Here is a 16947-nt window from a genome sequence, read left to right as displayed (position 1 = left end):
AGCCGTTGGCCGGGAGCCGGTCGGCGGGCAGGACCTGGCGCTTGCCGGGCACCTCCAAGGCGAGCTCGGACGGTTGCGGGGCGAACCCCTGCCAGTTCGTCCGGTGGAAGCCGCTGTCGGTCTCCCAGAGCTTCTCGACCTTGATCCGCATGACGCGCAGCCGTGAGCCCGGCTCGGCGCGCAGGGTGCCCTCTGCGGTGTACCAGATGTCCGGGTTCGCCCAGCCCGTGACGGCGGTGGTCAGCAGGTCGTCGCGCAGCTTGACGTCGACGTTGCCGAGCCCGAGGTCGGCGTTGTTGCGCTTGCCGTCGTCCGGGAGCACCGCGAGGAAGTCGCGGCCGGCCGTGAGGTCCTGCTGCTTCGACGGGTCGAACTCCTTGCCGTCGGTGCGCACGAGCGTGCCGGACGGGGTGCTGCGGTTGCCCTTCTCCGGCACCTGCGGCGACTGGACCTCGTAGCGGACCTCGTCACCGCTCTTGTTGACCTCTTTGAGCGGGACGGGCACCCAGTCGGTCGACGCGCCGGTGCCCGGGACCTGGACCGGTCCGCACCACAGCTTCTTGTCGACCTCGGCCTCGACGCCGGTCTTGGCGAACCAGCAGCTCACCGCCGCCGCGCCCGCCCGTGCCACGTAGCCGTACTCCAGCGTGTAGGCGAGCTGGGCCTCGGCTTGTGACTGCAGGTCGGAGGCGTCGGCGAGCTTCATGCCGTCGACCCTGAGCTGCACCGCGGTGGGCTTTGTCTTCTCTGATGTGCCGCACGCGGTGATCGCCAGGAGGACCGACAGACCCAGCACCGCAACACGCACAGTCCTCGTGCCCCTCACCAGTTGAATCCGAAACGTCACTACTGGTTAAAGGCGGCGTTCACACTTTGGGGTTGCCCCATGAGTGTGTGACTCAAATCACGCTGCGGTACACCTCGACGGTCTGCTCGGCCATGGTCGACCAGGAAAATTCCTGCTCAGCGCGCTTTCGTCCGGCTTGGCCGTAGCGGCGGGCCCGCTCAGGATCCGAGACAAGTTCATTTATGGACTGGGCCAAGGCGTGTCGATATGTCGACAAATCGTGCTCGTCGTAGTGAACGAGGAGCCCGGTCTCACCGTGAGCGACGACCTCGGGGATGCCGCCGACGTCACTCGCGACGACCGCCGTGCCGCACGCCATCGCCTCCAGGTTCACGATGCCGAGCGGCTCGTAGACCGACGGGCAGACGAACACCGTCGCGTGGCTGAGGATCTGCTTGACCTCTGTTTGTTCCAGCATCTTCTGGATCCAGATGACGCCGGTCCTGGTCTTGGAGAGCTCCTCGACGGCCAGCCGGGTCTCCTCGGCGATCTCCGGGGTGTCCGGCGCGCCCGCGCACAGCACGATCTGCGCGCTCGGGTCGATCTCGTGCGCGGCGGCGACGAGGTGGCCGACGCCCTTCTGCCTCGTGATCCGTCCGACGAACGCGACGATCGGCTTCTCCGGATCGATGCCGTACGCCGTCAGTGCGTCGGTTTCGGTGACGGGGCGGTACGCGGTGGAATCGATCCCATTGCGCACCACGTGCACCTTCGCCGGGTCCAGCGACGGGTAGGCGTCGAGCACGTCCGCCCGCATCCCGTCGCTCACGGCGATGATCGCGTCGGCGTGCTCGTACGCCGTCCGCTCGGCCCACGACGAGATCCGGTACCCGCCGCCGAGCTGCTCGGCCTTCCACGGCCGGCGCGGTTCGAGCGAGTGAGCCGTGACCACGTGGGGTATCCCGTGCAGGAGTTTGGCCAGGTGACCGCCCATGTTGGCGTACCACGTGTGGGTGTGCACGAGGTTCGCCCCAGCGACCGCCTGCGCCATCTCAAGATCGACCGCGAGGGTGGTGATGGCCGCGTTCGCCTGCTCCAGGCTGTGCGGAGGGTTGTGGGCGGTGGCGTCCGTTCTGGGTGCCCCGAAGCAGTGCACGTCGACGTCGACGAGCTCGCGAAGATGGGGCACGAGGAATCCCACGTGCACACCAGCGCCGCCGTAGACCTCAGGCGGGTACTCCCGCGTCATGAGCGCAACTCGCACACACCCACCGTAGATCACGGCGGTACTTGTTGGGACGAACCAGTTTGCGTCTGGTTGAAGCTCGATCGCACAGATAGGGTCACATACCGTGAAGGGGCAGCCGCACGTTCTCGGAATTGTGCTTGCCGGTGGTGAAGGCAAGCGCCTGTGGCCACTGACGGCCGACCGCGCGAAACCGGCTGTGCCCTTCGGGGGCAACTACCGGCTGGTCGACTTCGTGCTGTCGAACCTGGTCAACGCGGGGCTCGCGAAGCTCTGCGTGCTGACGCAGTACAAGTCGCACTCACTGGACCGCCACATCTCGACGACGTGGCGCCTGTCCAATGTGCTCGGTCAGTACGTGACACCGGTCCCGGCCCAGCAACGCCTGGGCCCGCGCTGGTACACGGGCTCGGCCGACGCGATCTTCCAGTCGCTCAACCTGGTCCACGACGAGAAGCCGGACCACGTGGTCATCTTCGGTGCCGACCACGTGTACCGGATGGACCCGTCGCAGATGATCTCGCAGCACGTCGAGTCGGGCGCGGCCGTGACCGTGGCCGGTATTCGTGTGCCGCGGACCGAGGCCAAGGCGTTCGGGTGCATCGACTCGGACGCGTCCGGGAAGATCACGCGGTTCCTGGAGAAGCCGTCCGAGCCGCCGCACGTGCCGGACGATCCCGATGTCACTTTCGCTTCAATGGGCAACTACGTCTTCACGACCGAGGCGCTGTTGGACGCGTTGCGCGGGGACGCGTTGAACCCCGACTCGGACCACGACATGGGTGGCGACATCATCCCCATGCTGGTGGACCGGGGGAAGGCGCACGTCTACGACTTCCAGGACAACGAGGTTCCCGGGGCCACTGATCGGGATCGCGGGTACTGGCGGGACGTCGGGACCATTGACGCCTACTACGACGCGCACATGGATCTGGTTTCGGTCCATCCGATTTTCAACCTGTACAACCAGTTGTGGCCGATTCGGACTGCCACTCCGCCGTTGCCGCCGGCCAAGTTCATCGCTGGTGGGTCTGCTGAGGACTCGATGGTGGGGCCTGGGTCGATCATCTCCGGGAAGATTCACGGGTCTGTGATCTCTTCGGATGTGACTGTCGAGGTCGGGTCTGTTGTGCAGGGGTCGGTGCTGTTGCCCGGGGTTCGGATTGGCAAGGGTGCTGTTGTGCGGCGGGCTATTTTGGACAAGAACGTTGTTGTGCCTGATGGGGCGTTGATTGGTGTTGACGCGCCGATGGACCGTGAGCGCTACACGGTGTCCGCGAGCGGGGTCACGGTCCTCGGCAAGGGCGTCCGGGCCTACTAGCAGCCCGTCAGCTTCACGTCGTCCTGACCCTCGAAGCGGCGGCCGTCGATCGTGCGGCCCATGAGGGTCGCCGTCGTCATGCCACAGGTCAGGCCGGTCTTCGTGGTGTCGAAGTGACACACCAGGTCGGCGCGGCCGTCGTCGTTCACGTCCTCACCCGGTGACCCGCACCGGACGAAGCTCTGCTCCAGGCCGGTGGCGCCGAAGGTGAGGCTGGTCCGGTCGACGCTCGCGACCGCGTCGAACTCCGCGGTGGACAGGATCGCGACCGGGACCAGACCCTCCTTCTTGACGTTGATCGAGCTGGGGAAGCTGCGCGGCTTCACGTCCGGCGGCACCCAGCTGATCGAGCGGACGTCGTTGGCGCGGTTCGTGTCCTCCGGGTGCGGCTCGTCGGCGACGATCACCGCGCTGGTGGACAGCAGGTGCCGGCGGTTCTCCGTGCAGGACACCGTCCAGTTCTTTGTGAACGTCGCGGTGGTTCCCGCGTTGAGGACGTGGGCCTGCTGCTGACCGGTGTTCGGGGTGACCGTGCAGTCGGCGGGCGCGCCGAACGTCACCGTGGTCAGCGTGTGCACCGCGTCGGCAGGTCCGGCGTTCGCTACGGTCACCTTGCTCGCGCAGTCGAACGTCTGGGTCTGGTACTGGCGTTCGGTGCAGGTCAGCCTGATGTCGGAGACCGAGAGGTCGACGCGCTCGAACACCTCGACGCGGTCGGTGGCCGTGCCGTTGTTGTTGGTGGCGTCGGGGTCGATCACGTGCAGGTGGTCGAGCTTCGCCTCCGATGACGCCGTGAAGTCGTGGTAGCTGCGGTTCGCGCAGGTCACGTTCCACTTCGACGACACCGTCACCGGGTCCTTGTAGATCGAGGTCTCGTGGCTCGTGGGGCCGTTAGGGGTGAGCGTGCAGTCGGCCGGACCGGTCAGCCCCAGCACTACGTCGGTGTTCGCGGGGCCGTGGGTGCCCATGTTGGCGGCGACGGCCGTGACTGTGCACTCGAACTGGTCGCGGACGTAGGTGCGGGTCACGCAGTCGAGTTGGGTGCTGTCGATGCCGACGTTCGCATCGTCGATCACGGCGATGGTCGTTTCGGTGGTCCGGAAGTTGCTGGTGCGGTCCGGATCGGTCACCCCTGGCGTCCGGATCGTCAGCTTGTTCGTGAACTCGAACCGGTGGAAGCTCGGTTCCAGACAGGTGACCTCGACCTCGAAGATCACCTCAACCGGTCTGCCCAGCACCAGTTCCCTCGTCAGGGACTCCGGTGCGGTGAGGAAGCAGTCCGGTGGGCCGGACTTCGCGAGGAAGTCCTGGACCTCGATGATCGGCGCCGGGCCGCGGTTCTCCAGCACAGCGCGGACCTGGAGCGTGTGCGGCTCGTCCGCAGTCATCTCCGTTGGCGGGTTGAGCACCTCGAAGGCGACCTTCACCGCGTCGGCGGTGGTCTCGACGTTGCCGAAGTCGCGGCCGTCGAACCTGGCGTCACCGATGTTCGGAGCCACGTTCATGGTGTGGCGCTCCGGGCCGCTCGTGCGGGTCCACCCGTCGCGGCTCTCCTCGGTCAGCGCGTAGTCGCCGGGCAGGTGGCCGTCGAGGCGGAACTCGTAGTAGCCGTTGGCGTCGGTGCTGGTCGTGGCGACCGCGCCGGTGCCCTGACCTGCGTCGGAACGGTCGCGGTGCAGTGTGATGGTCCAGCCGGCCAGGCCTTCCTCGCCGGGGTCGCGGACGCCGTTGCGGTTGGCGTCGTGGTACTTGTGCCCGCTGATCACCGGCACGGGCTTGCCGGACTTGTCACGGGAGAAGTTGCCGCAGGGCAGCGTGATGAAGGTGCCGCCGTAGGCCAGCGAGTGCACCACGATCGGCCGGTCCCGGAAGGCGATGCCGATCTGGTGGTAGTCCTCGTGGCCCGGTGTGCACGGTACGTCCTGTGCCATGTCGTCGACGCAGTGCGACCATTCTTCGGTGTCCTGGAATTGTCGGTTCGCGGTGGGTGCGTACCAGATGAAATTGCGGTTGAATCCGCGTCCCAGGTAATAACCCTCGGCCTGTCGGACGTCGTTCGGGCTCAGCTCGCTGTGCAGTCCCGGGTCGAGGATGTAGGTGTCGCGGCCGCACGTCTCGTGGATCATGTCGTCGCCGTTTCCCCAGCACGGACCATCTGCCAGCGCGGGTGTTGCCAGGCCGATGACCGGTAGGAAGGCAGCCGCCAGCGCGGCCAGAACTCTTGTTGGTTTCACCTGTGCCCCTTTCGGGGAATAGACGATCCCCGACCCTGCGGAGGGCATGTCGAATGGTCGTAATGCGCTGTTACCGCATCACTCAGGTGGTCCAACCAGAATTCTTATCTGCCCACTCAGGGTTTGCGCGCGGCGACCAGCAGGCCGTCGCCCAGCGGCAGGATCACCGGGACGAGCCGGTCGTCCTCCTTGACCAGCCGCGCGATGTCCCGCATCGCCTGGGTCGACTCGTCGCGTTTCGAAGGGTCCACGACGGCGCCGTGCCACAGGACGTTGTCGAACGCGATGACCCCGCCCGGCCTCAGCATCCGCACGCCGTGTTGCAGGTAGGCCGGGTACTCAGGTTTGTAGGCGTCTACGAAGACCAGGTCGTAGGCCGCGTCGGTGAGACGAGGGAGAACGTCCAGCGCTTTGCCCATGATCAGGCGGGTGCGGGACGGGGAGATGCCTGCTGAGGCGTAGGCCTCGCGGGCTGCTCGTTGGTGTTCCGGGGCCACGTCGATCGAGGTCAGGATGCCGGATTGGGGCATTCCCGCCAGGAGGTAGAGGCCGCTGGTGCCCGCGCCGGTGCCGATTTCCACTACCGCGCGGGCTTGGAGGGCGGTGGCCAGGAAGCGCAGAGCTGCGCCGCCACCTGCGCCGATGGGCACGCAGCCCAGTTCCTGGCCGCGTTTGCGGGCGGCCAGGTGCACCTCGTCCTCGGGGAGGTACTGCTCGACGTACTCCCGCAGGGCCGATTCCGTGGTCACAGGGGGCAGGTTAGTGCCAGGCGTGCCCAAAACGGGTGAACCCGGCCTGAACCGAGATTCTCAGGGTGCTCTCAGCTGGTTCTCACGATCGTTTAAAGGGAGCAGGAGAAGGTACGGAGGCAAGAAGCCAGGCTCTAGTCGGGAACAAGCCGGACCCGTCGCTCGTTGAGCCGCATAAGGGTCGCCGGGCGGCCCACATGGAGGTGCCGAAACACCTGATGCGCACGCAGTCGAGTTCGCCGGAGGCCGTCGCGCCCATCGAGACGGCCGACTGGACGCCGCCCTCGTGGGACGAGATCGTTCGTGAGCACGCGGACCGCGTCTACCGGCTCGCGTACCGCTTGACCGGCAACCAGCACGATGCCGAGGATTTGACGCAGGAGACGTTCATTCGCGTCTTCCGGTCGCTCGCTTCGTACAAGCCGGGCACCTTCGAGGGGTGGCTGCACCGCATCACCACCAACCTCTTCCTCGACATGGCACGCAGGCGTTCTCGCGTGCGCATGGAGGCGCTGCCCGAGGACAACGACCGCCTCGAGGGTGACGACCTGTCCCCCGAGGAGATCTACGACGAGAACCACCTTGACCCCGATCTGCAGGCCGCGCTGGACGAGCTCCCGCCGGAGTTCCGCGCCGCTGTGGTCCTGTGCGACGTGGAAGGCCTTTCCTACGAGGAGATCGGCGCCACGCTCGGGGTGAAGATGGGTACCGTGAGGAGCAGGATCCATCGGGGCCGCCAGGCTCTGAAGGTCGCGCTCGAACGTCGTCGTCGGGAATCGTTGCTGGAGGACTCTGCATGACCGACCTCCGTGGTTGGGGCCTGCCTGAGCAGCACCTGTTGCCGGATGCCGTGGTCGCGTTCGTGGACGGAGAACTGTCCTCGGTCGCCCACGAGCGAGCTTCAGCGCACATCCAGCGCTGCGGCTTCTGCGCTTTCGAGACCTACACCCAGCAGCAGGCGCGTGCGGCTGTGCGCACTGCCGCCGCGCCGACGGCGTCCGCGTCGTTGCTGGACAGGCTCGGTGCCATCCCGCAGGAGGTCGACCTGCCGTCCGCTCCGGACGGGCTCGCGATCACCGAGGACGGACAGTTCGTCGCCGTGCAACGTACGGACAAGCCCGCGTTCGGGTCCGGTCCCGTGCTCGGCTCTTCGCGGCCTCTGGGCAGCAACGGCTGGTTCAGCGGCCGTCGCGCGCGCCAGGGTGCCGGTGTCGTGGTGAGCGGCATGCTGCTCGGCGCGCTCGCGTTCACCTCGCCCGAGAGCGACGCGCCCGCTTCGCCGTCGGTGCCGCAGAACGCCCGCGCGGTCTTCGCGACCACCCCCTGACAGCCATTTCACCGTTCGTGAGGCACGCTGTAGTTCAGCACTCCTAGCGGAAAATTCGGGGAGAGATGAGCCAGCAGTCGCCCAACGGCCAGACGCCCACGCCCGTTTCCGGAGTGGACGACGGAGCGCATCGCAGGCTCCGGCCACGGCCCCTGGTGCAGCCGCCGGTCGACCCCGCGTACGCCTCCGCTTTCGGCCGCCCGGACGGTGTCGCCGGCGCGTTCTCCGCGCGCGACGTGCCTGTCGCACCCGTCGAGTCGGCGCCGCCCCCTCCCGAGTCGTTGGCCACCGCGTTCGGCCGCCAGGGCTCTGCCGAACTCCTGCAGCGCCCGCCGCAGCCCGTTTCGGACCCCGATCCGGACATCGACCCCGTCTTCTGGGACGACAAGCCCGCTGGTGACCCGTGGCGCGACCCGGCTTCCGGTGCGGTGATCGGGCCGCCCGCCGTGGGTGAGGACCCGCCGGGCGAACCTGAGGCGAAGCCCGCGCCCGGTCCGCAGCTGAGCGTTCCCGAACTGCTCTTCGGCCGCCGTGTGAAGCCGGCCGCTCTGACGTTGCTCGTGGTCGTGGCGCTGCTCGTCGGCGCTGCCGGTGGGTTGGTGGGCTGGCTGATCGGTCGCGCAGGCAACCCGCTGACCGACTCGACGGTGACGTTGGCCGAGATCGAGGAGGGCAAGGAGCGCCCGGCCGGTTCGATCTCGGACATCGCCAAGCGCGTCACGCCCAGCGTCGTGTCCATCGAGTTCAAGGGCACGAACGTCGCGGGCGTCGGCTCCGGCGTCGTGATCGAGGCCGGCGGCTACATCCTGACCAACGACCACGTCGTCGCCCCGGCGGCCCAGGACTCGTCGGCCAAGCTGAGCGCGGTCTTCACGGACGGCACGCGCGCCGCGGCCCGCATCGTCGGCCGCGACCCCAAGACCGACCTCGCCGTGATCAAGGTCGAGGTCACCAACCCGACCGTCCTGCAGTTCGGCAACTCCGACGAGCTCCAGGTCGGCGACAGCGTGATCGCCATCGGCTCGCCGCTGCAGCTGTCCAACACGGTCACCGAGGGCATCGTCTCCGCCCTGCACCGCCCCGTGTCGGCGGCGGGCGAGAACGGCGGCCCCCAGGTCACCTACGACGCGATCCAGACCGACGCGGCCATCAACCCTGGCAACTCGGGCGGCGCGCTGGTCGACTCGCGCGGCGCCCTGATCGGCATCAACTCGTCGATCCGCACCGAGACGGGCGGCTCCGTGGGGTTGGGCTTCGCGATCTCCGGCAAGCAGGCCCGCAAGATCAGCCAGGAGCTGATCCGCAACGGCTCGGTGAAGCACGCGGACATGAACATCAACGTGAAGTCGGTGTCCGCGGAGACCTCCGAGGGCGCCCAGGTGCAGAACGTTCCCGCCGGAGGTGCCGCGGCCGCCGCGGGCATCCAGGAGGGCGACGTGATCACCAAGGTGGGCGACCGCATGGTTCGCAACGCCGCCGAGCTCGTCGTGGCCGTCCGCGAGCACGAGATCGGACAAACGGTGCAGGTAGTGCTCGCCCGGCAAGGCCGTGAGCTCAAACTCGACGTGACATTGAAGTCCGACTGACAAGTAGGCTGGGACCCGTGTTCGACAGCATCGGATGGGTAGAGATCCTCATCATCGTCGTCGCGGGTCTCTTCATCCTGGGGCCCGAACGCCTGCCGTCCGCGGCCGCCTGGCTCGGCAAGACCGTGCGCCAGGTCCGCGAGTACGCCACCGGCGCGCGCGAGCAGCTCAAGCAGGAGATGGGGCCGGAGTTCGAGTCGCTCCGCAAGCCTCTCGAGGACCTCCGCGAGCTGCGCAACTTCGACCCGAAGCGCGCGGTGACCAAGCACCTGTTCGACGACCCCGAGCCCACCAAGTCGAACGGCTACCCGACGCCGTCCACCCCACCCGCGCCGGAGCAGCGGCCGCTCGCGCCCGGCGAGCGCCCGCCGTACGACCCGGACGCCACCTGACCTGGTGAGCGGTCCCTGCTACGACATCTACGTGCGGTTGCCGCGGTTGGATCGTCTGAAGGTGCAGAGCTTCCTCGACGCGTACGTGCGGAGCTGGCGGGAGCCGGACGCGTGGTCGTCTGAGGACTCGTGCAGGCCGAGGAACCGCCACCGCTGACTGAGGCGGAGTGGCGCGCCCAGATGGAACGCGCCTACCTCGCGCGATCTGACTAGCGGCCGGCAGGCGACACGTTCAGCAGACGCCCCGCCAGCCCGCGCGACTTCACCGTCAGCTTCTTCGCCACGTCGTTCAGCACCTGAGCGGCGGCCGAGTCCGGCACCGCCTGCACGATCGGCGTGCCCGTGTCCCCGTTCTCGCGCAGACGCGGGTCCAACGGCACCTGCCCGAGCAACGGCACCTCGGACCCGATCGTCGTCGACAGCGACGCGGCGACGGCCGAACCGCCACCCGAGCCGAAGACCTCCATGCGCGAGCCGTCGGGCATCTCCAGCCACGACATGTTCTCGATGACGCCCGCGACCCGCTGACGCGTCTGCAGCGCGATCGACCCGGCGCGCTCGGCCACCTCGGCGGCGGCCTGCTGCGGCGTGGTGACCACGAGGATCTCGGCGTTCGGCACGAGCTGCGCGACCGAGATCGCCACGTCGCCGGTGCCGGGCGGCAGGTCGAGCAGCAGGACGTCCAGGTCGCCCCAGAACACGTCCGCGAGGAACTGCTGCAGAGCGCGGTGCAGCATCGGGCCGCGCCACACGACCGGGGTGTTGCCCGGCGTGAACATGCCGATCGAGATGACCTTCACGCCGTGCGCCTGCGGCGGCATGATCATCTTCTCGACCTGGGTGGGCTTGCCGTCGGCGCCCAGCATGCGAGGGATCGAGTGGCCGTAGATGTCCGCGTCGACGATGCCGACGGACAGGCCGCGCGCGGCCATGGACACGGCGAGGTTCACGGTGACCGACGACTTGCCGACGCCGCCCTTGCCGGACGCGACGCAGTACACGCGCGTCAGCGAGCCCGGCTGGGCGAACGGGATCACGGGCTCTTCGGTGCCGCCGCGCAGGGTCTTGCGGAGCTCGGTGCGCTGGGCGTCGCTCATCACGTCCAGATCGACGCGCACGGAGGCAACGCCGTCCAGCGCAGACACGGCCGCGGTGACATCCTTGGTGATCTTGTCCCGCATCGGGCAGCCGGCGACCGTGAGGAAGATGCCCACGACCACGGCACCGTCCGTGCCGACCTCGACGTCCTTGACCATGCCGATCTCGGTGATCGGGCGGCGGATCTCGGGGTCCTGCACACCGGCGAGCGCCTTGCGGACGTCCTCGACGGTGGGGAGGGGCTGCGTGGTGGTCACCCAGCCATGCTACGTCCGGTTCGTCCGCGTCCTACCGGCCGGTCACTTGAGAGCACAGGCCCAGGTCGTAGCGGGGCCGGAGCTGTCCGTAACATCGACGTCCGTGCCGGAATCGGGTAGTTCCCGGTTGCCCACCCGTGTCGAGCTAGGGGTGTGGCGATCGTTCCTCCGCGCGCATGCACGGATCACGAGGGTCCTCGAGGCCGAACTGATTGCTGAGCAGCGCCTTTCGCTCGCGGCGTACGACGTGCTGGTTCAACTGGCCGAGACGCCTTCCATGCGCATGCGCATGACCGAACTCGCCGATGCCGTCCTGCTGTCCCGTTCAGGCGTGACCCGCCTGGTGGACCGTCTGGAACGCGCTGGCCTCGTCGGGCGTGAACGCGCCGACGGTGATGGACGCGGCATCGTGGCCGTGCTCACACCGCTCGGTGCCGAACGCCTTCGCAGCGCGTCCGCCACCCACCTGGCGGGAGTCGCCGAGCACTTCGGGGAGAGCTTCGGGCCTGGTGAGCTCGAGGCGTTCGGCCGCACGTGTGATCGACTCGCAGCGGACGACCTTTATCCGTGATCACCGTGGTGGGCCTTGTGCACGTCGAGGCTGGCCGCCTCCTCGTTGTGCGCTCACGCAACAAGAAGGCCTTCTACCTGCCGGGCGGCAAGATCGAGGCCGGCGAGTCCCCGGCTGACGCGCTGCGCCGGGAGGTGCGGGAGGAGCTCGGGATCTCGGTGGAGAACCCGACGGTGCTCAAGCGCTACGTCGCACCCGCGTACGGCGAGGGCGAAGGCGCGATGGTCGACATGACGTGCTTCACCGCCGTACTCAACGGCACGCCGCAGCCGACGAGTGAGATCGCCGAGCTGACGTACGTGACGCGGGACGAGTACCGCGAGCACGCCGAGACAGCGCCCGCGATCCACGAGGTCCTGGCAGACCTGGTCGCGAGTGGACAGATCAGGACGTGATGCGGCGCACTTCGTCCAGCACCATCTCGTCCACGTCCTGTTCGGTCAGGCCGATGTAGTCGAGTGAGCTGTAAGCCTTGTCGAAGTCGGTGAACGCCTGCGCGAGCACGATCGGCCCGTACCGATAGGTGTCGCGCACCCATCTGGTCAGCTCTTTGGGCGACAGCTCACCGGAGAGGGCGCGCCTGCACATCGCTCGCAGTTCGGCCTCCCTGGCCGGCACGTCCTTCGTCACGGTCGCACCTTCTTGCGGTTGCCCTGTTCCTTCACCAGCTTCTCCAGCTCGGTCCGGATGAAGTCGCGCGTCGCCACCTCACCGATCGCGAGCCGCACCGCCGCCAGCTCGCGCGCCAGGTACTCGGTGTCCGCCTTGGTCTGCGCCGCCCGCGTCCGGTCCTCCTCCAGCGAAACCCGATCCCGGTCGTCCTGCCGGTTCTGCGCCAACAGGATCAGCGGCGCCGCGTAAGCAGCCTGCGTCGAGAACGCCAGGTTCAGCAGGATGAACGGATACGGGTCCCACTGCAGGGTCACAGCAAAAAGGTTCAGCACGATCCACGCGATGACGATCAGCGTCTGCCAGAACAGGAACTTCCCGGTCCCGAGGAACCGCGCGAGCCGTTCGGAGAACTGACCGAACGAGTCCGGGTCGATCGAGAAGCGGAAGCCACGCGGCTCGCGCGGCTGGTCGAGTCTGCGCCGCGGCAGCAGTTCAGGCATGGCTCAGTCCCGTCTCGCGCCAGTTGTCCGGCAGCAGGTGGTCCAGCACGTCGTCGACGGTCACCGCGCCGAGCAGGTGCTCGGCCTCGTCGGTGACCGGGGCGCACACCAGGTTGTAGGTGGCGAAGTAGCGGGTCACGTCGCTCAGTGAAGCCGACGGGGGCAGCCGCACCAAGGAGGTGTCGAGCACGCCCGCGACCAGATCGGACGGTGGTTCGCGCAGCAGCCGTTGGATGTGCACGCACCCCAGATATCGGCCGGTCGGGGTCGCGGAGGGCGAGCGGCACACGAACACCATCGACGCCAGCGCCGGCGTGAGGTCGGGATTTCGCACTCGTGCCAACGCTTCCGCGATCGTCGCGTCCGGCGTGAGGATGATCGGCTCCGGGGTCATCAGGCCGCCGGCGGTGTCGAACGAGTACTCCAGCAGGCGCCGGACCGGTTCGGACTCCTCGGGTTCCATCAGCTCCAGCAGGCGATCCTTGGTGCCCTCGGACAGCTCGCCCAGCAGGTCGGCCGCGTCGTCCGGGTTCATCGCCTCCAGGATGTCCGCGGCGCGTTCCTCGTCCAGGTGCGACAGGATGTCCTTCTGGTCCTCTTCGGACAGTTCCTCGATCACGTCGGCCAGTCGTTCGTCGTCCAACGCGTCCGCGACCTCGTGACGGCGTTTGGGCGGCAGCTCGTGCAGCGCGTGAGCCACGTCCGCCGCGCGCATGCCCTCGAAGACCGCGACGAGCTGTTGTGCGCCCTGCGGCTGGCCCGCGAGCTCGTTGACGCTCAGGCCGCCGACGTCCTCCCACCGGAACACCTGGGTCGGGCCCTTGAAACCGAACCGGCCGGTGCGCTGGCGGGCGGCGACGCGCACCATCCGCCAGTCGCGGGTGCGGGTCAGCTCCATCGCGGCGTCGACCACCACCGCCGTGCCGCCGTCGTCGAGCTGGACCTTGGCGTCGAGCAGCTCGCCGATCACCAGCACCTCGTTGACGCGCTGGTGGAACGGCCGCAGGTTCACGGATCCGGTCGCGAGCGTCACGGCGTTCGGCTCGACCGAGGTGAGCCGCAGCATCGGCACGAAGATCCGGCGGCGGGTCACCAGCTCCACGACCATGCCCAGCACGCGCGGCGGCTGACGGTCGATCCGGAGACTGATCACGACGTCGCGGGCCTTGCCGATCGGTTCGCCGTCGGGGCCGAAGACGGGAAGTCCGGCCAGCTGAGCGATGTAAACCCGGTTCACAGCCACCACAACACCCAGGCTAGATCAGGTTCTGGCCGCCCACCCGGCGATCTCGGCGCAGATCACGGCCTCTTCTTCGTCGTCCTCTTCCAGGCACCAGATCCAGTTCGTCACCGCGCGGTGCAGCGTCCAGTCCCTCGCCGCGGCCGGGTCGAGCTCGCCGGCGTCGCAGATCGCGAGAAATCGGTCGGCGAGTCCCTTTCGTCCGTCCATCTCGTCGAACCTGTTCCGCAGCAACGGAAGCACGCCGAACTCGCGATCACCGGACAGCGGCTTCGGATCGATCATCAGCCACGGTTCGCGGTCGCCGCGCAGCACGTTCTCGTAGTGCAGGTCCTCGTTGACGAGGGTCGTGCCCATCGGCCTGGTGGCGATCTCCCGAGCGGCGTCGATCAGCTTGCGCGGCACCGCGGGGTGGTCTTCGAGCTCGCTCGCGAACCGGCGGATCCCGTCCGGTGCCTGGAGATGACGATGGCGGCGCAGCAGCTCGCCGATCACCCCGACCGCGAGGTCGATCGGTTCGTCGTCGAGCGAATGCGGGTCGAGGCGTTCGAGCAGCAACGCGCCCAGCTCGGCGTCGTGGTCCAGCAGCCGCACCGCGCCGTTGCCGTCGTAGAGCTCGAGGGCGAGCGGTTCGTGCTCGGTCTCCACGTCGACCCAGGTCAGCTTGAGCACGGCCGGGTGTCCGTCGGCCTGGCGCACCGGCAGCACGACCGCGCAGAACCCGTTCATCAGCGCGCCGTCGGGGGTGAGCTGCCACCGCGCGCAGGCTTTCGTCGCCAGTCTCGGCAGCGTCGCCACCCACTGCTCGGCACCGTCGCCGAGACCTTCGCCGAAGCCCTCCGGGACGGTGATCATGCGCTGAACTCCAGCCGGTACACCGCTTCCCACTCCGGCTTCGTGTTGAGCCGGGCGGTCTTGAGCGCCTGCGTCGTCTCCTCGTCAGGCTCTGTCAGCCTTGCCACGGCAGGAGCGTCGATGAGGTGCGAGTGCGTGCTGGGGGAGCGCACGGTGACGGTGACCTGCGCTCCTTCGCTCAGGCCCGGCACCTGCTGTTCGGAGCCTCCCGTGATGACCCACAGCGCGTCGTCACGCCAGTGCGCGTGCACGAGACGCGGTTCGTGGCCCGGTGAGGTGATCCACACGGCGGCTGCCTTTCGCAGCGCCGCGTCCAGGATTCGAGTGATCTCCACCGGTTCAGCCTGCCAGGGTTTGTGAAACGGGACTCAGCGAATATGCGCCCGGAGATGATGCGTGCCACTGTGGCGCACATAGTTACCGGCCGGTACGAGGAGGTACTCCAGTGGTCGACCAGCAGCGTCCCCGTCGCTCGTGTCTGGCGGTTCCGGGTTCGAGCCAGAAGATGATCGACAAGGCGCGCACGCTGCCGGCGGACCAGGTGTTCCTGGACCTGGAGGACGCCTGCGCCCCGCTGGCCAAGCCGGACGCCCGCAAGACGATCGTCGCGTCCCTCAACGAGGGCGGTTGGGGCAACAAGGCCCGCGTCGTTCGCGTGAACGACTGGACGACGGAGTGGACCTACCGCGACGTCACCGAGGTCGTCGAGGGCGCCGGCGCGAACCTCGACTGCATCATGCTGCCGAAGGTGCAGACGCCCGAGCAGATCGTTGCTTTGGACTTCCTGATCACGCAGATCGAGAAGACGATGGGCTACGAGGTCGGCAAGATCGGCATCGAGGCGCAGATCGAGAACGCCCTGGGCCTGAACAACGTCAACGCGATCGCCACCGCGTCCCCGCGCGTCGAGACGATCATCTTCGGCCCGGCGGACTTCATGGCGTCGATCAACATGAAGTCCCTGGTCGTCGGTGAGCAGCCGCCCGGCTACGACGTCGGCGACGCCTACCACTACATCCTGATGCGGATCCTGATGGCCGCGCGGGCCCACGACAAGCAGGCCATCGACGGCCCCTACCTGCAGATTCGCGACGTCGACGGCTACAAGCGCGTCGCCGGTCGTTCCGCGGCGCTGGGCTTCGACGGCAAGTGGGTGCTGCACCCCGGCCAGATCGACGCGGCCAACGAGGTCTTCAGCCCCAAGCAGGACGACTACGACCACGCCGAGAACATCCTCGACGCGTACGAGTACTACACGTCCGAGGCCGGCGGTAAGCGCGGCGCGGTGATGCTCGGCGACGAGATGATCGACGAGGCGTCGCGGAAGATGGCTCTGGTGATCTCCGGCAAGGGGCGTGCCGCGGGCATGTCGCGCTCGAACGTCTGGACGCCGCCGGAGGACTGAGCCGGTTCAAAGCCGTTACTGATTGTGCGCCACTTCACCCCAACTATTACTGGACGTGTTCGACCGTCACAGGTTGCGTTCAAAACGGGTGAAGTGGCGCACAATCCGTCACCGAAGTTTGCGGTGCGCCCCGGGGTGGGGTGCATGCTCGTGGGCATGTCACGTTCGAGTAACGGTAAGGCGAGCAGACGGTTGCGGCTCTTCAAGCGCCGCGAGGACGACCTGCTCGAGCGCAGCTTCCGCAGCTGCCCGGGATGCGATGCCGACGTCCACGTGTTCGCCGACGTCTGCCGCCACTGCGGTGGAGACCTGGAGATCGCCCTCGCGGGCTGATCAGCGCCTGGCGTTCTCCAAGATCGCCGCGCCGATGCCCAGCGAGTAGAGCAGCACCAAGAGCACGATGAAGCCGTAGCCGATGCACAACGCGGCGATCGCCATCCCCTTGCCGGTCGCCTCGCCCCGCTTGATCTTCCCCAGGGCGACGTGCCCCATCACGATGCCGACGATCCAGCCGACGCAGCACAGGATGCCCGCGATCGAGGAGATCATCGCGATCATCGCGGTCTGGGTGTCGAGGGGCTTGGGCGGATATCCGTACCCGTACTGCGGGCCGTAGGGCTGCTGGCCGTACTGCGGCTGACCGTACTGGGGCTGGCCATAAGGCTGCTGCCCGTAGGGGTCGCCCTTCGGGTTCTGGTTGTACGGGTCGTAAGTCATCGGGATCCCCCTCGCTTCGCTGAGCGGCGATCCTAGGGTTCGCCCGCCAG

20 protein-coding genes are annotated in these 16947 nt (G+C 67.8%); 10 read left to right on the top strand and 10 right to left on the bottom strand.

The window, feature by feature from the left end:
* Positions 1-899: 899 nt before the first annotated feature.
* A complete protein-coding gene (gene glgA, locus AB0M24_RS40040; protein WP_363778938.1) occupies positions 900-2051 on the bottom strand; it encodes a glycogen synthase in 1152 nt (383 codons plus the stop codon).
* Between the two features lie 88 nt (positions 2052-2139).
* Between glgA and glgC the strand changes: the two genes are divergently transcribed.
* Positions 2140-3354 carry a glucose-1-phosphate adenylyltransferase gene (gene glgC, locus AB0M24_RS40035; RefSeq protein WP_363778936.1) on the top strand — a complete coding sequence of 405 codons (1215 nt, stop codon included), beginning with the start codon at positions 2140-2142 and terminating at the stop codon, positions 3352-3354.
* Here glgC and AB0M24_RS40030 read toward each other — a convergent pair.
* Both AB0M24_RS40030 and AB0M24_RS40025 read right to left on the bottom strand, forming a co-directional pair.
* Positions 3351-5588 (bottom strand): SdrD B-like domain-containing protein, encoded by a 2238-nt coding sequence (locus AB0M24_RS40030; RefSeq protein WP_363778934.1) that lies wholly within the window; start codon positions 5586-5588, stop codon positions 3351-3353. The genes glgC and AB0M24_RS40030 overlap by 4 nt on opposite strands.
* A 116-nt stretch (positions 5589-5704) precedes the next feature.
* Entirely contained in the window at positions 5705-6337 is a 633-nt protein-coding gene (locus AB0M24_RS40025) for an O-methyltransferase (protein WP_363778932.1), read from the bottom strand.
* A gap of 203 nt (positions 6338-6540) precedes the next feature.
* Here AB0M24_RS40025 and sigE point away from each other — a divergent pair, with 203 nt between their 5' ends.
* From sigE to AB0M24_RS40000, 5 genes are all read left to right on the top strand, one after another.
* Positions 6541-7137 (top strand): RNA polymerase sigma factor SigE, encoded by a 597-nt coding sequence (sigE, locus tag AB0M24_RS40020; RefSeq protein WP_363778930.1) that lies wholly within the window; start codon positions 6541-6543, stop codon positions 7135-7137.
* Positions 7134-7664, top strand: a complete 531-nt coding sequence (locus AB0M24_RS40015; RefSeq protein ID WP_363778928.1) for a zf-HC2 domain-containing protein — start codon at positions 7134-7136, stop codon at positions 7662-7664. The genes sigE and AB0M24_RS40015 overlap by 4 nt, the downstream gene beginning before the upstream one ends.
* 65 nt (positions 7665-7729) lie before the next feature.
* A complete protein-coding gene (locus tag AB0M24_RS40010) occupies positions 7730-9250 on the top strand; it encodes a trypsin-like peptidase domain-containing protein (RefSeq protein ID WP_363778926.1) in 1521 nt (506 codons plus the stop codon).
* A gap of 17 nt (positions 9251-9267) precedes the next feature.
* On the top strand, positions 9268-9642 hold the full coding sequence (gene tatB, locus AB0M24_RS40005) for a Sec-independent protein translocase protein TatB (RefSeq protein ID WP_363778924.1): 375 nt from the start codon (positions 9268-9270) through the stop codon (positions 9640-9642).
* A gap of 4 nt (positions 9643-9646) precedes the next feature.
* Positions 9647-9799, top strand: coding sequence for a hypothetical protein (locus tag AB0M24_RS40000; RefSeq protein ID WP_363778922.1), 153 nt, complete (start codon positions 9647-9649; stop codon positions 9797-9799).
* 52 nt (positions 9800-9851) lie between these two features.
* Here the strand turns inward: AB0M24_RS40000 and AB0M24_RS39995 are convergent, their stop codons facing one another.
* Entirely contained in the window at positions 9852-10997 is a 1146-nt protein-coding gene (locus AB0M24_RS39995; protein ID WP_363778920.1) for a P-loop NTPase, read from the bottom strand.
* A 103-nt stretch (positions 10998-11100) separates the two neighbouring features.
* Between AB0M24_RS39995 and AB0M24_RS39990 the strand changes: the two genes are divergently transcribed.
* Together AB0M24_RS39990 and AB0M24_RS39985 are read left to right on the top strand one after the other, a co-directional pair.
* Positions 11101-11568 carry a MarR family transcriptional regulator gene (locus AB0M24_RS39990; protein ID WP_045312718.1) on the top strand — a complete coding sequence of 156 codons (468 nt, stop codon included), beginning with the start codon at positions 11101-11103 and terminating at the stop codon, positions 11566-11568.
* Positions 11565-11963, top strand: coding sequence for an NUDIX domain-containing protein (locus AB0M24_RS39985; protein WP_363778918.1), 399 nt, complete (start codon positions 11565-11567; stop codon positions 11961-11963). Before AB0M24_RS39990 ends, AB0M24_RS39985 begins: the two co-directional genes overlap by 4 nt.
* On the opposite strand, the gene AB0M24_RS39980 is transcribed toward AB0M24_RS39985, so the two are convergent.
* Genes AB0M24_RS39980 through AB0M24_RS39960 form a run of 5 tightly spaced genes read right to left on the bottom strand, consistent with a single transcriptional unit; the run spans position 11953 to position 15110 of the window.
* Entirely contained in the window at positions 11953-12198 is a 246-nt protein-coding gene (locus AB0M24_RS39980) for a hypothetical protein (RefSeq protein ID WP_363778916.1), read from the bottom strand. The genes AB0M24_RS39985 and AB0M24_RS39980 overlap by 11 nt on opposite strands.
* The gene (locus AB0M24_RS39975) at positions 12195-12680 is read right to left on the bottom strand and encodes a DUF1003 domain-containing protein (protein ID WP_363778914.1); all 486 of its coding nucleotides are present in this window, start codon (positions 12678-12680) and stop codon (positions 12195-12197) included. Before AB0M24_RS39975 ends, AB0M24_RS39980 begins: the two co-directional genes overlap by 4 nt.
* Positions 12673-13926 carry a CBS domain-containing protein gene (locus tag AB0M24_RS39970; RefSeq protein ID WP_363778912.1) on the bottom strand — a complete coding sequence of 418 codons (1254 nt, stop codon included), beginning with the start codon at positions 13924-13926 and terminating at the stop codon, positions 12673-12675. The genes AB0M24_RS39975 and AB0M24_RS39970 overlap by 8 nt, the downstream gene beginning before the upstream one ends.
* Positions 13927-13941: 15 nt before the next feature.
* Positions 13942-14775, bottom strand: a complete 834-nt coding sequence (locus AB0M24_RS39965; RefSeq protein ID WP_363778910.1) for an aminoglycoside phosphotransferase family protein — start codon at positions 14773-14775, stop codon at positions 13942-13944.
* Positions 14772-15110: a hypothetical protein gene (locus AB0M24_RS39960; RefSeq protein WP_363778908.1), complete on the bottom strand. Its 339-nt coding sequence runs from the start codon at positions 15108-15110 to the stop codon at positions 14772-14774. The genes AB0M24_RS39965 and AB0M24_RS39960 overlap by 4 nt, the downstream gene beginning before the upstream one ends.
* Positions 15111-15220: 110 nt before the next feature.
* On the opposite strand from AB0M24_RS39960, the gene AB0M24_RS39955 reads away from it, so the two are divergent.
* Together AB0M24_RS39955 and AB0M24_RS39950 are read left to right on the top strand one after the other, a co-directional pair.
* Positions 15221-16180, top strand: coding sequence for a CoA ester lyase (locus tag AB0M24_RS39955; protein WP_363778906.1), 960 nt, complete (start codon positions 15221-15223; stop codon positions 16178-16180).
* A 156-nt stretch (positions 16181-16336) separates the two neighbouring features.
* Complete coding sequence (locus AB0M24_RS39950) at positions 16337-16513, top strand: hypothetical protein (protein ID WP_363778904.1); 177 nt, start codon at positions 16337-16339, stop codon at positions 16511-16513.
* Here the strand turns inward: AB0M24_RS39950 and AB0M24_RS39945 are convergent, their stop codons facing one another.
* Complete coding sequence (locus AB0M24_RS39945; RefSeq protein WP_363778902.1) at positions 16514-16897, bottom strand: DUF4190 domain-containing protein; 384 nt, start codon at positions 16895-16897, stop codon at positions 16514-16516.
* Positions 16898-16947 lie beyond the last annotated feature (50 nt).

The organism is Lentzea sp. NPDC051838 (assembly GCF_040681245.1).
In the GTDB taxonomy this organism is placed as follows: Bacteria; Actinomycetota; Actinomycetes; order Mycobacteriales; family Pseudonocardiaceae; genus Lentzea.
The sequence above is the reverse complement of the archived record's forward strand: the minus strand, read 5'-3'. Positions and strand labels throughout refer to the sequence as shown.

What these genes read in the sequence shown, in the direction of transcription:
- AB0M24_RS40015 (WP_363778928.1), top strand. Translation starts at nt 7,134, where the DNA reads ATGACCGACCTCCGTGGTTGGGGCCTGCCTGAGCAGCACCTGTTGCCG.
- AB0M24_RS40010 (WP_363778926.1), top strand. Translation starts at nt 7,730, where the DNA reads ATGAGCCAGCAGTCGCCCAACGGCCAGACGCCCACGCCCGTTTCCGGA.
- AB0M24_RS39975 (WP_363778914.1), bottom strand. Translation starts at nt 12,680, where the DNA reads ATGCCTGAACTGCTGCCGCGGCGCAGACTCGACCAGCCGCGCGAGCCG.
- AB0M24_RS39965 (WP_363778910.1), bottom strand. Translation starts at nt 14,775, where the DNA reads ATGATCACCGTCCCGGAGGGCTTCGGCGAAGGTCTCGGCGACGGTGCC.
- AB0M24_RS39950 (WP_363778904.1), top strand. Translation starts at nt 16,337, where the DNA reads ATGTCACGTTCGAGTAACGGTAAGGCGAGCAGACGGTTGCGGCTCTTC.
- AB0M24_RS39945 (WP_363778902.1), bottom strand. Translation starts at nt 16,897, where the DNA reads ATGACTTACGACCCGTACAACCAGAACCCGAAGGGCGACCCCTACGGG.